Source organism: Nocardia sp. GCM10030253 (assembly GCF_042675075.1).
Taxonomy (GTDB): Bacteria; Actinomycetota; Actinomycetes; order Mycobacteriales; family Mycobacteriaceae; genus Nocardia.
Genome location: NZ_JBHTDL010000012.1, coordinates 619,888 through 634,105, shown reverse-complemented (window position 1 = coordinate 634,105; position 14,218 = coordinate 619,888). Strand labels below are relative to the sequence as shown.

Genomic DNA, 14,218 nt, shown 5'->3' with positions numbered 1-14,218 from the left:
GGTGCGGTCGCGCAGCGGCGATCGAACCCACATGCGAACGCACCTCCCCACCCTGGCGAGGGTTCGGCTACTCCTGATCGCGGCGGCGCAGCAATTCGTTGACGCTGACGGTGCGGCCGTCCCCACTGTGGTGGCGGCCTTCGTCGGGCTTGCCGGTGCGGCGGGATGAGCGCAGTTCGGCCATCCAGTTTTCGATGGTGCTGCGAGTGGTCGGCGGGCCGTTGTCGGGCTCCGCGAACTCCGCCGCGGGTTCTTCCGGTGCGGCGTGATGGTTCGGGTGACCCGACGGAGTATGCGCCGTCGGGGCGGGTGCCGGGGTCGTCGAAGCGTGCTGCTGTGCAGCGGGAACGGACGGAGCGTGCGGCTGTGCGCTGGGTACCGACGGAACGGGTGCCGATGTCGTCGGTAGGGACGGAGTGGGTACCGACGTGGTCGGAACCGTCGGAGCGGGCACAGGCGTAGCGGTCGCAGGCCTTGGCCTGGGCGGATCGTGCGGCACCTGCACCGAGGGCAGCGGCCGAGGCGCGGACACCTCGGGTGCTGCCGACATGGGTGGGATAACCCTCGATCGGGTCTGGTCGTGCACGGGGGTGGTCCGAGACCCGCTGGGGTCGGGTGCCGTTGGCGCGGAACGTGGTGGCACGTGCCTGATGCTGTCGAAGCGCTGCGTCGGCGCCTCGGCTTCGATCTCCTCCACCGTGCGCGGGCGGCGCGGCGACTTCGGCAGGCGGGTGCCCTCCGTGAGCGCGGGCATCTGCATGGTGACCGGATCGGTGATCGGAGTGGTCTTGACCAGGTCGACGACCTCGCCGCCGCCGGGGCGTTCATCATCGAGGATGGGCTCGCCGAGGCCGATCTTCTCCTGCACCTTCTTCATCCAGGCCGGGGCCCACCAGCAGTCGTCGCCGAGCAGCTTCATCGTCGCGGGCACCAGCAGCATGCGCAGGATGGTGGCGTCGATGAACAGTGCCGCGATCATGCCGTAGGCCAGGTACTGCATCATCACCAGATCGGAGAACGCGAACGCGCCGGTGACCACGAGCAGGATGAGCGCGGCCGCGGTGATGATGCGGCCGGTCTGCGCGGTGCCGATGCGCACGGCCTCGGTAGTCGATGCCCCCTGCGTTCGCGCTTCGACCATGCGCGACAACAGGAATACTTCGTAGTCGGTCGACAAGCCGTAGATCACGGCGATGATCAGCACCAGCACCGGCGACATGATCGGCTGCGGCGTGAAGTTCAGCAGGCCCGCGCCGTGCCCGTCGACGAAGATCCACGTCAAAATGCCGAGCGTGGAACCCAATCCGAGCGCGCTCATCAACGCGGCCTTGATCGGCAGCACCAGCGAACCGAAGGTCAGGAACATCAGCAGCGTGGTGACGAACAGAACCAGCGCGATCATCCATGGCATCCGGTCGAGCAGCGCGTCGATGCTGTCCTTCTGGATCGTGGGCTGTCCGCCCACGTACATCTCTACGTTGTCGGGTACCTCGAGCGAGCGCAGATAGTCGATGGTCGGATCCGCGTTCTCGGAGTCCGCGAGCGTGGCGCTGGTGCGATAGATATTGGGGTCGGTGTTCGATCGCGTCGGCACGTCGAAGGTGCCCGTCAACCCCGGCGCCTGCTTTGCCGCGGCCCACACCTTGCCGACGTCATTGCTGTTTTCGGAGACGAATACCAGCTGGATCGGATCGGACTTGCGTAGCGGGAAGATCGAATCGAACTTCGCCTGCGCGAGCCGAGTCCCGTTGTCCGGTGGCAGATACCGCTCGTTGATGCCGCCGAACGCGAGGTTCTTGACCGGAATGATCAACAGCAGCAGGCCGATGCAGATCGGGATCGCGATCTTGAGCGGATGCCGCATCACCCAGCGGGTGGACTTGCCCCAGAAGCCGTTCTCGATTTCCTCGGCGGTCTTGGTCTTGCGGAATCGCTTGAGTCCGAGCAGGTCCACTTTCGGCCCGAGAATGCCGAGCATCGCGGGCAGGATGGTGATGGCGGTCAGCGCCGCGAGCGCGACGGTGGCGATGCAGCCGTAGGCGATCGACTTCAGGAAGCCCTGCGGGAACAGCAGCATGCCGCCGAGGCTGGCGATGATCATCGTCGCGGAGAACACGACGGTTCGGCCCGCGGTCATCACCGAGCGCCGCACCGCGGCTCTGGTGTCATAGCCCTCGGCGAGTTCCTCGCGGTATCTACTCACGATGAACAGGCCGTAGTCGATCGCCAGACCGAGGCCGATCATGGAAACAACGCTGGAGACGAAGGAATTCACCTCGGTGAACCGCGTCAGGAACATGACGATGCCGTTGGCGCCGATCACCGTCAGACCGCCGACGATCAAGGGCAGCGCGGCGGCGACCACGCCGCCGAAGATGAAGAACAGCAGCACCGCGACGGCGGGGATGGCCAGCATCTCCATCCGCTTGGAGTCGCTCTTGATGGTGTCGTTGAGTGTGCCTGCCACCGCTTGCAGACCGGCGACCTGCACGTCGATACCAGGGATGGCGAAGACGTCCTTCACATTCCGGAAGTTCCGGACCATGTCGGTGTCGTTGTCGCCCTGGATGGCGATCGAGGCGAAGGTGTACTTCTTGTCCTTCGAGCCGAACGTCATCGGTGAGGCGGGGCCGGTCTCTGTCTGCCAGTAGGCGCCGTTGATCTTGGTGATCTCGTTCGGGTGCTCGCGCGGCAGGCTGTTGAGGCTGTCGACGATCTTCTGCCTGAACTCGGGATCGTCGATCGTCTTACCGTCCGGCGCGGTGTACAGCACGATCACGTCGCTGTTGTGGTCGCGGCCGAACGCTTGGTCGGACAATCGCGCGGCCTGCGCGGATTGTGACGTGGGATCGTCCCACCCGCTGGAGCTGAGATGGTCTTCGAGGCCGAGGCCGTATCCGCCCAATGCCAAGAGAGCGGCCGTGACCACGCCGATAACGGCGAAGCGCAACCGATAGACCAGATCGCCCCAGCGTGTGAACACTTAAGCGACTCCTTGCGAGGGGCGAGAGGTGAGCAGCGCCGACAGCGGCCGGAACGGCTGCAGCCAAGCACCCTCGTCGGGCAGCGAGTCGAGGCTGACCCTGGGCAGCGGTTCACGGAACACGCCCGGGATGTCCTCGAGGTCGATGAATTCGAGGGTATCGGAAGTGACGGCCCAACTCGCATGCTCGCGGAAGCCGAGTACCTGAACTGGGATTCCGTGTGCAGCGAGCTCCTCGAGCGGCTCGCGGAATGCCTGGCCGTCGGCGGAGGCGACCATGATGCCCGCCAGCCCGGCGCCCCGGCTGCGTAGTTCGATGTGCGCGAGCATGTCCGCGTCGACATCGGAGTCCTCGTCGATCTTGGGCTTCGCGAACACGGCGTAGCCGACATTGCGCAGCGCTTCGACCCACGGGCGGACCACGTCGGCGGTGCCGTTGGCGATATTGGTGAAGACGGTGGCTTCCGGCTCGACCCGATAGGTACTACCCACCGATAGTTCGGCCGTGCGTGCGAGTAGCCAGCGGCCGAGCGCGTCGAAGCGAGGGCGGTAGGCAGCTGTCGGGCGGCCACCGAGAATCGCGCCGAGACCCATGTCGAGGTTGGGGGCGTCCCACACCAGCAGGACTCGGCGTACGTCGGGCGTCGCGCCGCCGAGGGCCTCGGGTCCGGTTCCGTGCACCTCCCCGGCAACATCCATGACCTCGGAGGCCATCGCACTGACGCTCATCATTCGATCTTCCCCCATATGAACTCGGTGATGGCGCTTCCAGCGCGATGGGCCTTGCTTTCGAATTTGGTGACCGGTCGCTCGAAGCCGATCGGGGCGGTATCCCGATGCTCCGCGCTGACCCCGCCCGTGGTCTCATTCAGGCCGATGAGCTGCGGTTCTGCGGCGCCGACCTCGGCGATGTGCTCAGCGTAGTCGGCATGATCGGTGGCGACATGCAACACGCCGCCTGGGCGGAGCCTGCTGGCGATGAGGGCGAAGGTGGCTGGTTGCAGCAGCCGCCGCTTGTGGTGTCGCGCCTTGGGCCACGGATCGGGGAAGAAGACCCGGACGCCGGTCAGCGACTGTTCGGCAATCATGTTTTCCAGCACATCGACGGCGTCGCCGCGTAGCAGCCGGATGTTCTCGATGTTCTCGCGCTCGATCCGCTGCACCAATTGGGCGAGGCCGGGCTTGTAGACCTCGATGCCGATCAGATTCAGGTGCGGTTCGGCCTGTGCCATCGCGGCGGTGGCGGTCCCTGTGCCACAACCGATCTCGATGACGAGGGGGGCTTCGCGGCCGAACCAGGCCGCGGCGTCCAGCGGCTCGTCGGCGACCTCGCCGCCGATACGCGGCCAGGTGCGGGCCCATGATTGCTGCTGGGTCGCGGTCAGCGCGCCCCGGCGCGAGCGAAAGCTCGTTACCCGGGGGTAGAGGCGGGAGGCGGTGCTCCGTCGAGGTTCGTTGTCAGCCGGTACCGATGGTGTGGACGGTGGTTCCGGAACTGACTCGGCAGTGTGGTTCGCGGCGTCGTTCACGGCATCCATTGTCCAGCATCGGGTGATCGGGGCAGCAATCGGCCGCTGGCGACTGCTTGCGGGTCGCTCGAAACAACACCGCCGGCGACTGCTTGCGGGTCGCTCGAATACCACGGCTAGCGGCCGATGCCGATCGCTCGAACAAACACTGCGCGGGGGGTATTACCGCGTGGTCAGGCGGCGCGTACGCGGGGGATTCGGGACACGGATTCTGTCTCCTGGGTCAGCGGGCGCCCGAGCGCGACCTTGGCCGCGGTCACGGCCATTTCCAGCAGACCGCGCAGGCCGGCGGGCGAGGCCACGACCGACCAGACCGTCGAGTCGCCGACGTCGCTCACCGGTTGCCCGGCGAGCCGGTCGGCGAGCCAGTTGAGGCTGATCGGAGTGGCAAGCGGCAGCAGCGAGAAGTGTTCGCTGAGGCGGTCGCGCACGTATGTGACCGTGGCGCCACCGCGGCGATACCGGTCTACCTGGGCGTCGATGCCGTCCATATGGATGACCTGGTCGTGGACCGGCTGCACGACGAGCAACGGGCACGCCGGTATGGCGTTGCCGAGCTTGAGGTCGTCGAGCATGGCCTGGAGATCGGGCGCGGCGAGCACCTCGTCGAGTGGGCGAGCCAGGTAGGCGCCGACGTCCTTGTTGAGAAGGCCCGCGATCGCAGAGAACGGCGTCGCCTGTTCCGCGCGTGCGATGAGCCGGTGACCCTCGGGGGCCAGGTCGGCGTCGAATACGGCGCCGAGGGCGGGGTACAGCCGTCGCAGCACCGCGATGACGATCGCGGGCAGTCCGGCGTAGCGGCCGCCGTTGAGTCGGGTGAAGACCTGGCCGGGGTCGCCGACCGGGGCGCCGAGCACCGCGCCGACGATATCGATCTCCGGCGCGTAGGTCGGCGCCATCTCGACCAGCCACGAACTCGCCATGCCGCCACCGGAATAGCCCCACACCGCAACCCTCGTGTCGGGGCGCAGGCCGAGCGGCGCGAAATTCAGTGCGGCGCGGATGCCGTCGAGCCCGCGGTAGCCGGGTTCGCGTGGAGCGCCGAAGTTTCCGTGCGGGCCCTCGTGATCGGCGATGGTCACCGCCCAGCCGCGGCGCAGCGCGTTCGCGACGAGCAGCCACTCGAGTTGGGTGACCGATCCGAGCGCGTGCGATCCGCGCCGCAAAGCATAGGAGGGCGAACACCTCTCTGCGACCGCATCCATCGCGGTCTGGAAAGCCAGCAGCGGGCGATCCGCACGGGGATCAGCGCCCTGCGGCAGCAGCACCGTGGTGATCGCCACTTCGGGTGCGTTGTGCATGTCGCAGCTGCGGTACAGCAGTTGCCACGCCGAAACCTGTTGCGAGATGACACCGAGCAGTGCGAGATCGACCCGGCGGCTACGCAGCACGGTGCCTGCGGGCTTGGCCGCGAATCCCTTGGGTGGCCGGAGGAACGGATCGTTGCTCGGCAGCAACGGCTTGCGGTCGAACCCCTGATTCGGCTCCGGATCGACAACGCCGATGACGTCGACGGTCATCGCACCTCCTCATCGAGTTCAGCCCGCGGGCGGAACTCGTCTGCGCCGGGCCGGCTCGCCGCGATCGAAAAGCGAAGCTGCGCACCGACTATGGTGCCGACCATCAATGCAGCGTAAATGACCGGCAGTATCTCTGTGAACCCTGGGGAGGGGGCTTGGCACGGCACTAGACTGCCGACATGAGCGAGCGTAGCGAGCGAATCATGTGCCGGCGCGCGTCGCGCATGCCGCAGCCGAGCGCCTGCGAGGCGCGGACATGAGCGCGCCGACAGTGTTCATTACCGGTGCGGCGGCCGGAATCGGCAGGGCAACGGCACTGCTTTTCGCCACGCACGGGTATTACGTCGGCGCCTATGACATCGACGAGGTGGGACTGACGAGGCTCGCGGGAGACATCACGGGCGCAGGGGGCACAGTCCGCACCGGGGTGCTCGATGTGACCAACAACACGCACTGGGTCGAACGGCTCGCGGAGTTCGGCGCCGACGCGGGCCGGCTGGACATCCTGATCAACAACGCGGGCATCCTGCGCGCGGGCCCGTTCGAATCGCTCGAGCCGGCCGTGCATCAGGCAATCGTCGACGTCAATCTCGGCGGCGTCATCAACGGCACGCACGCGGCGTTCCCGTTGCTGCGGGATACACCGGGCGCGCAAGTGGTGAATCTGTGCTCGGCGTCGGCGATCTACGGCCAACCCGAACTCGCCAGCTATGGCGCGACCAAGTCCGCGGTCAAAAATCTTACGGAGGCATTGGATCTCGAATGGGAGCGGCACGATATCCGGGTGATCGCGGTGTGGCCGCTGTTCGTGGCGACCGCGATGGTGGAGGGAGTGGCGACCGCGTCGACGAAGTCGCTCGGCGTGCGGCTCACCGCCGAAGACGTCGCGACCGGCATCTGGGAAGCCACCCGCAAGCGCGGACGGCTGCCGAAAGTGCACTACGAAATCGGTACGCAGGCAAAGGTGCTCGCGGCCGCGGCCAAGTACGCGCCGAACTGGGCGGTGCGCACCGCGAACAAATACTTCAGCGGAAGCTGAGCGGTCACCGCCATCTTCCGGCCCGACGTCTGACAGAATTGCGCACCGTAGAGGGGGTGTGCAGCTATGTCGACAGCCACCGAAATCAACGGGCCCGCCGGCCGATCGGGTGGACCCGCGCGTGAACTCGACCAACTCGATCATCTGATCGCGATGCTGCGCTCCGGCGCCGGCAACGATGCGGGCCTGGCAGGTCGGATAGGTGTCGTCAGCGCCAACTGGCGCAGGCCGCCGCGTATCCAGGTGACCGGTCGCGCGCACGCGGGCCGCAGCACCGTGCTGCATGCCTTGGCGCTCATGTCCGCAGTGGAGACCGGTCCGGTGGACGAACCGGGCGTGCCGGACCCGGTGCTCGACGCCGACATCGTCGTCTACGTGCTGTCCGGCGCACCGCTGCCCGCCGATCGGCGGATCCTCGCGACGCTGCCGTCGGAACGGACCGTGCTGGTGTTGAACAAGGCCGACGCGGTCGGTTCGCGTTGGGGTGACGCGGTCGTCGCTGCCGAGCAGTACAGCAGGGAGCTGGGCATTCTCACGCTGCCGGTGGTCGCGTCGCTGGCGGTGCGCACCAGGGCGGGCGCGCTGACCGATACCGATATGACGACGCTGCACCGACTGGCGGCCAACGCGGACCCGTCGCTCACGCTGTCGCCCGACCTGTTCACCTCGCCATCGGCCGGGCCCGACGTCGCCGAACGCGAGCAGCTGCTGCAGCGCTGGGACCTCTACGGCGTGAGCTGCGCACTCATCGCGCTGCGCCGGGATCCGGAGCTCACCCCGCACGCGCTGCTGCAAATCCTGCACGCGGTGAGTGGTATCGACGCGCTGCACCGCCTTCTGCACCGACGCTATGAGCAGGTCTCGGCGCTGCGCGGCGGCGTACTGCTCGACGAGCTTGCCCGGCTGGCCGCCGCCGCGCTGCCCGGGGACGGCGGCCGCGCGCGCGACATTCTCGAGGACTATCTCTTCGGCGACGATGCGCTGTGGCTGGGCCTGTGCGCCGGACTGGCCTGCCCCGACGTCGCGCACCTCGCGGCCGGGTACCCGTCGCCCGCACCCGACGATGCCGACGACGCCATGACACGGGCGGCGCGCTGGCGGGCGGTCGTCTCCAGCGACATGTCGCCCGCGGCCCGCCGTGCCGCCCTGCGCGTCCACAACGGCTACATCCGGCTATGGGAGCGGATGAGCAGTGCCGGACTCTGATCAACCGGAGCAGGCGCTGTCGCCGGCCGGTGCGGATCCGGTGGCGCGTGTGCTGGACGCGCCACCGCTGCCGCCCGATGTCGAGGCCGTGGTGGCGCGGTGGAATCCGCAGGGCATGGCCCTCATGCGCGCCGTGCTCGGTACCGGCGCGGCGTCGGCGGTCACGCTGATCGGGCCCGATGATGCCAACACCACGCTGTTGCGTACCGAATTGGCGCGGTTCGAACCGCGGATCGCTCTCTCCGATCCGGTGGCCGACGCGAGTGCGGCCGCGGAAACCACCTCCCCGTCAGGGGCGGCGCCCGCGGCGGTCGCGCTGATACTGCTCGACGCGGGCAGCTCGCTCGGCACGGACACGCTGCGGCTGGTACATCGGCTGCGCGCCGACGGCACTCGAATCCTGCTCGCCATGAACGGCATCCACGCCTATCAGGACTGGCGCGCTGTCCACGCACACAATCTCGACCTGCTCGCCACCCAGGACGCCGCCGACCTCGACATCGTGCCGGTCTCGGCGCGGCTCGCGGTGGCGGCCCGCGCGGGCGGCGACGCGAGCCTGCTCGACCGTTCGGGGCTGACCGCGTTGCACGCCGAACTCGCCGCGGCGGCCGCGGGCGCCGAAGCCACCGGCGATGGCAGGCTGGCGGCCGTCACCGCCAGGGTGCTGGCCGAAACGCGCCAGCGGGTGGCCGATCAGGTGGCAGCCCTGCGTTCCGGCGCCGAACCCGCACGGTGGCGGGAAGAACGAACCACGCTGCTCGCCGGCCGCGACGGCGGCCGGGCAACAGCGCTGTCGACACTGCGCAGCCAACTGCACCTGGCCAGGGTGGACCTGATGACCGACGTCGGCTCCCGGGTGCGAGCACTGCACACCGCCGCCCGCGGCGAACTCGATCGACTGCGCCCGTCCCAACTCGGCGACTACCCGGAGCGGTTGCAGCAGGCGGTCACCGAGCTGACCGGCGCGGTCGACGTACAGATCGAGCACCGGCTGGCCGAGCTCGCCCTGCGGATCGACGGTGCGACGGGCGAGCACGCCGTGCCGGCGCGACGGCGCGATCCGGCCCCTCGGGTCGGCCCCGATCCCGAACCGCGGCACCGGGGTGTCGAAGATCACCTCATGATCGCGCTGGGCGCGTCGGCGGGTGTCGGCCTCGGCCGACTGTTGGTTTCGCCACTCGCGCTGGTGCCGACACTGGACGCCGCGAGCTGGCTGGTGGCGCTGTTGCTCGGCGCGGGCGCTGCGGGCTGGGTGGTGCGGGCGCGCAGACAGGTGGCCGACCGCGCGCACGTCCGGCAATGGGTGTCCGACGCGCTGGTCAATGTAAAAGCCCAGCTCGAGCAGCGAGTGGCGACCGCGCTGGTGGAATCGGAGACCGCGCTCGCCGATCGCGTCGTGCGCGCGAGCACTGCGCGAATGGTCGAAATAGATCGCCGAGTGGCCGAATTGGAGGCGCGTTTGCGCCGCACCGCGGCCGAACAACCCGGACAACTCGCCGCGTGTGAACGCGATATCGAGATCATCGATCGACGGATTTCGCCAGCGTGAATCGGTAACCGTTGGGTACTCCACGAGGAACCCGATCTGTACCCGATTCCGTACTGGTCGTCACATCGCGTTAACCTCTAATCAGGAACCTGGGCGTCCGCTTCGTCCATGTACGCCGTCCAGCCGGGACGCGCATTCGACTGGTCGTAGCGGGTGCCTTCCCGCCAATGGTGGCGCTCGGTGTGTTCGCGCTGGTCATGGGCCTAAGGGCCAGACGGAAGCATCGTAGAACCGCCCATCTCAGGAGAGTTTTCATGACCTCAGCGACCATTCCTGGTCTTCGTGGATCCGACGGCAAAACGCCGACCGAGCACAGCGAACTACTCGCCTGGGTACAGGAAGTCGCAGAACTCACTCAGCCGGAGCGAGTGGTCTGGGCGGACGGTTCCGATGACGAATGGGATCGGCTGACCAACCAACTCGTCGAGGCTGGCACGTTCAAGCGACTCGACGAGAAGAAGAAGCCGAACTCCTTCCTCGCACTCTCCGACCCCTCCGATGTGGCGCGCGTCGAGTCGCGCACCTACATCTGTTCGAAGACCGAAGCCGACGCCGGCCCGACCAATAACTGGGTCGACCCCGCCGAGATGCGCGCCACCATGACCGAGCTGTACCGCGGCTCGATGAAGGGCCGCACCATGTACGTGGTGCCCTTCTGCATGGGCCCGCTCGGCGCTGAGGACCCCAAGCTCGGCGTCGAAATCACCGACTCCGAGTACGTCGTGGTGTCGATGCGCGTGATGACCCGCATGGGTGCTCCCGCACTGGAGAAGCTCGGCACCGACCGCCCGTTCGTGAAGGCACTGCACTCCGTCGGCGCACCGCTGGCCGAAGGCCAGGCTGACGTGCCGTGGCCGTGCAATGACACCAAGTACATCACCCACTACCCCGAGGACCGCGAGATCTGGAGCTACGGCTCCGGCTACGGCGGCAACGCGCTGCTCGGCAAGAAGTGCTACTCGCTACGCATCGCCTCGGCCATGGCCCATGACGAGGGCTGGCTGGCCGAGCACATGCTGATCCTCAAGCTGATCTCCCCGGAGAACAAGGCCTACTACATCGCCGCCGCGTTCCCGAGCGCCTGCGGCAAGACCAACCTCGCGATGATCCAGCCGACGATTCCCGGCTGGCGCGCGGAGACCCTCGGTGACGACATCGCCTGGATGCGCTTCGGCAAGGACGGCCGCCTGTACGCGGTGAACCCGGAATTCGGCTTCTTCGGCGTCGCGCCGGGCACCAACTACAGCTCGAATCCGAATGCCATGGCCACCATGAATGCGGGCAACACGGTCTACACCAACGTCGCGCTGACCGACCACAACGATGTGTGGTGGGAAGGCCTGGAGGGCGAGCCCGATCACCTGATCGACTGGAAGGGCAACGACTGGCATCTCCGGGAGACCGAGACGCTTGCCGCCCACCCGAACTCGCGTTACTGCACGCCGATGTCGCAGTGCCCGATCCTGGCGCCGGAGTGGGACGACCCTCAGGGCGTGCCGATCTCGGCGATTCTGTTCGGCGGTCGCCGCAAGACCACGGTCCCGCTGGTGACCGAGTCCTTCGACTGGCAGCACGGCGTTTTCATGGGCGCCACCCTTTCCTCGGAGCAGACCGCTGCGGCCGAGGGCAAGGTCGGCACCGTGCGCCGCGACCCGATGGCCATGATCCCGTTCATGGGCTACCACGTCGGCGACTACCTGAACCACTGGATCAACGTCGGCAAGAACGCCGACGCGAACAAGTTGCCGAAGATCTTCTACGTCAACTGGTTCCGTCGCGGCGCCGACGGTCGCTTCCTGTGGCCCGGATTCGGTGAGAACTCCCGCGTGCTGGAGTGGATCGTCGGCCGCATCGAGGGCAGCGCGGGCGCCGAGAGCACCGCGATCGGCCATGTGCCGACCGCCGCGCAGCTCGACCTCGATGGTCTGAAGGTCGAGGCCGACGATGTCGACGAGGCGCTGAAGGTCGACGCGGACGAGTGGCGCAAGGAGATTCCGCTGATCGAGGAGTGGTTCGAGTTCGTCGGCGACAAGCTGCCTTCCGGTGTGCGTGACGAGTTCGAGGCACTGAAAGAACGTCTGGGCTGAGTTTTTTTGGCAGCGCCTTCGGCGCTGCGTGTTCGCGGCCCCCTTGGGCTCGCGTCCGAGCCGTCGAGACTCGCGCCTGCGGCGCATGCGCTTCGACGACTCGGACGCGAGCCGGGCCGCGAACTCTAGTGCTCGGTCTCGCTTCGCTCGAAAGGCGTTGTCGTGGCGAGTGGCCGGGTCGGTGGCGGTGCTTTCGACGTTGTTGGACGCGTCCGTCTCGCGCGAGGCGGACGTGAACGTCACTCGTCGTGAACGTCACTCGTAAGACTTGGTTCGTGGGGTCAGTGATGAATAGGCTGCCCGCACCGTGAATGGTGCGGGCAGTTTCTTTGTTCGGCGGTCCTATTCGGTGAACGGTGCCATCCGGAGCAGTTGGAGAAATCCGGTGCTGATCAGGAGTTCCATCCTGCCGTGCGGTACCGCCTCGGCGTCCGCTCGGAATGCGGCGGCCGCATGTCGCTTGAAGTCGTGCCGTGGGTGGCGGCGCAACAGCTCCTCGACCCAGGACGGATCGAGCTCGGACAGGCGGGCACCGATCACGTCCACCGAGGCGCCCGCGGAGACGAAGCCGCCCAGGTCGCCGAGATCGTTCATGACACCCGGCGTGATGTGCGCGGCGATGGCCGCACCGATGGCCTGAGCCTGTTCCGGCGCTGCGCCCGACCTGGCGGCGAACTCGGCGGCGCGCTCACCGCCGGTCACCGCGAAACAGCGGCCCGGAGTGGGGTGTTCGAGCTGTAGGTCGTGCAGTAGGCAGGAAACATAGGCCAGTTCGTCGTCGTAGTCGGCGCCGTCGAGGTCAGCGAGTACCCGGCCGAAGAAGTAACTCCGATACGAGTGCTCCAGCACGTGGATCGAAAGCGATTCGCGGGCTTCGGTTTCCGCCGCGCGGGCGAGTTTCGAGTCGGGCAATGGCAGGCCTGCGAACTCGAGTCGGCCGCGACCCCGGCGGCCGAGCGCGACCTTGACGCGGTTGGGCAGCACGCTCGGCACGGCGCGCGCGAGTTCGACGGAGAGTCTGCGGCGTTGTCTCTTGGTCAGCGTCCCACCGGTGCGGGTCGCCCATTCCCAGTCGATGCCTGTCGGCGCACCCACGGTGGTCTCCTTCGTCTCGGTTATGTCATCGAGTGAATCGTGCGGCCGGTGATCCGGCGAGTGGCGGAAATGCCAGTAATGCTCGGATTCATGCCAAACTGTTCGGGTGAAGAAGGTTGTCGCACTCGCGCTCGACGGCATCATCACCTATGACCTCGGGTGCATCGTGCAGGCGTTCCGGTACGGGCCGGGAAAGTTCGGTGCGCCGGTCGGATTCGAGCTGGAGACGTGCGGGGTGCGGCCGGGGCCGGTATGGACGCCGAGCGGATTCGACCTGACCGTGGCGCACGGGCTGGAAGCGATGGCGGACGCCGACATCGTTGTGGTGCCTGGCATCGGCTTGCCGACCTTGCCGCCGCCGGATGCGGCGCTTGATGCGCTGCGTGCCGCGGCGGCGCGCGGTGCGACCATGGTCAGTGTCTGTGTCGGTGCGTTCGTTCTGGCCAGAGCAGGACTGCTGGACGGGCGGCCTGCCACCACGCACTGGGCATATTGCGACACCTTCGCTGAGTTGTTTCCGGCGGTAAAGCTCGACCCTGCGGCGCTGTATATCGACGACGGTGATGTGCTCACCTCCGCCGGTTTATCCGCCAGCCTCGATCTGTGTCTGCATATCGTGCGCCGCGAGCTGGGCGCGGCCGCCGCGGCGGAGCTGGCTCGATGGAACGTGACACCGCCGCATCGGGAGGGCGGGCAGGCCCAATACATCCCGGATACCGTGAGCGACAACGGCTTCGATGGTGGATTGGCCGCGACGATGGCCTGGGCAGCGGCGAATCCGGCAGCCGCGCCAGATGTTTCGGCGCTGGCCGCGCACGCGTTGATGAGCGAGCGCACCTTTATCCGCCGGTTCAAGGCGGCGGTCGGCACTACACCTCGACGCTGGCTGGAGGCACAGCGCACGGCGCGTGCTCGCGAATTGCTGGAAGCCACCGAACTGCCGGTCGAAGTCGTTGCTGCGCATTCCGGATTCGGTAGCGTCACCGCGATGCGGGTACATCTGCGCGCGGCAACGGGCACGACGCCCGCTGGGTATCGCAGGTCGTTGCGTCGATGATCCGGCTCGGCCGCCGCGGTGCCGCACCAGTATTTACGAGCCTGCGCAATACAGGCGGGCGTCCTATGCGGATGCGCTAATGTCCGACTAGAAGTCGGCGATCGAGATCGCGCAGCAGGTCGAACTACCGCTGCGCGCGCTCGCGATCGTTCC

10 protein-coding genes are annotated in these 14,218 nt (G+C 67.4%); 5 read left to right on the top strand and 5 right to left on the bottom strand.

The features are described from left to right. Positions 1–67: 67 nt before the first annotated feature. The 4 genes from ACFQZZ_RS29200 to ACFQZZ_RS29185 form a co-directional block, all read right to left on the bottom strand. Positions 68–2,983 (bottom strand): MMPL family transporter, encoded by a 2,916-nt coding sequence (locus ACFQZZ_RS29200; protein WP_378687072.1) that lies wholly within the window; start codon positions 2,981–2,983, stop codon positions 68–70. Then, positions 2,984–3,712: an NYN domain-containing protein gene (locus ACFQZZ_RS29195; protein ID WP_378687181.1), complete on the bottom strand. Its 729-nt coding sequence runs from the start codon at positions 3,710–3,712 to the stop codon at positions 2,984–2,986. It abuts the gene before it with no gap. Then, on the bottom strand, positions 3,712–4,521 hold the full coding sequence (gene trmB / locus ACFQZZ_RS29190) for a tRNA (guanosine(46)-N7)-methyltransferase TrmB (protein WP_378687071.1): 810 nt from the start codon (positions 4,519–4,521) through the stop codon (positions 3,712–3,714). Before trmB ends, ACFQZZ_RS29195 begins: the two co-directional genes overlap by 1 nt. Positions 4,522–4,685: 164 nt before the next feature. Then, positions 4,686–6,032, bottom strand: a complete 1,347-nt coding sequence (locus ACFQZZ_RS29185) for a lipase family protein (RefSeq protein WP_378687069.1) — start codon at positions 6,030–6,032, stop codon at positions 4,686–4,688. A gap of 256 nt (positions 6,033–6,288) precedes the next feature. Between ACFQZZ_RS29185 and ACFQZZ_RS29180 the strand changes: the two genes are divergently transcribed. The 4 genes from ACFQZZ_RS29180 (at position 6,289) to ACFQZZ_RS29165 (ending at position 11,913) form a co-directional block, all read left to right on the top strand. Next, a complete protein-coding gene (locus ACFQZZ_RS29180; RefSeq protein WP_378687067.1) occupies positions 6,289–7,071 on the top strand; it encodes an SDR family oxidoreductase in 783 nt (260 codons plus the stop codon). A 66-nt stretch (positions 7,072–7,137) separates the two neighbouring features. After that, a complete protein-coding gene (locus ACFQZZ_RS29175) occupies positions 7,138–8,277 on the top strand; it encodes a hypothetical protein (RefSeq protein WP_378687065.1) in 1,140 nt (379 codons plus the stop codon). After that, positions 8,264–9,826 (top strand): hypothetical protein, encoded by a 1,563-nt coding sequence (locus ACFQZZ_RS29170; RefSeq protein ID WP_378687063.1) that lies wholly within the window; start codon positions 8,264–8,266, stop codon positions 9,824–9,826. The genes ACFQZZ_RS29175 and ACFQZZ_RS29170 overlap by 14 nt, the downstream gene beginning before the upstream one ends. 254 nt (positions 9,827–10,080) lie before the next feature. Continuing rightward, a complete protein-coding gene (locus tag ACFQZZ_RS29165; protein ID WP_378687062.1) occupies positions 10,081–11,913 on the top strand; it encodes a phosphoenolpyruvate carboxykinase (GTP) in 1,833 nt (610 codons plus the stop codon). A gap of 342 nt (positions 11,914–12,255) precedes the next feature. On the opposite strand, the gene ACFQZZ_RS29160 is transcribed toward ACFQZZ_RS29165, so the two are convergent. Beyond that, positions 12,256–13,008, bottom strand: coding sequence for a phosphohydrolase (locus ACFQZZ_RS29160; protein WP_378687060.1), 753 nt, complete (start codon positions 13,006–13,008; stop codon positions 12,256–12,258). Positions 13,009–13,114: 106 nt separating this feature from the next. Between ACFQZZ_RS29160 and ACFQZZ_RS29155 the strand changes: the two genes are divergently transcribed. Next, a complete protein-coding gene (locus ACFQZZ_RS29155; protein ID WP_378687058.1) occupies positions 13,115–14,065 on the top strand; it encodes a GlxA family transcriptional regulator in 951 nt (316 codons plus the stop codon). The last annotated feature ends 153 nt before the right edge of the window (positions 14,066–14,218 follow it).

Bases quoted from the DNA above. Each gene is read 5' to 3' on its own strand.
- ACFQZZ_RS29195 (WP_378687181.1), bottom strand. From the start codon at position 3,712: ATGAGCGTCAGTGCGATGGCCTCCGAGGTCATGGATGTTGCCGGGGAG.
- trmB (WP_378687071.1), bottom strand. From the start codon at position 4,521: ATGGATGCCGTGAACGACGCCGCGAACCACACTGCCGAGTCAGTTCCG.
- ACFQZZ_RS29185 (WP_378687069.1), bottom strand. From the start codon at position 6,032: ATGACCGTCGACGTCATCGGCGTTGTCGATCCGGAGCCGAATCAGGGG.
- ACFQZZ_RS29180 (WP_378687067.1), top strand. From the start codon at position 6,289: ATGAGCGCGCCGACAGTGTTCATTACCGGTGCGGCGGCCGGAATCGGC.
- ACFQZZ_RS29175 (WP_378687065.1), top strand. From the start codon at position 7,138: ATGTCGACAGCCACCGAAATCAACGGGCCCGCCGGCCGATCGGGTGGA.
- ACFQZZ_RS29165 (WP_378687062.1), top strand. From the start codon at position 10,081: ATGACCTCAGCGACCATTCCTGGTCTTCGTGGATCCGACGGCAAAACG.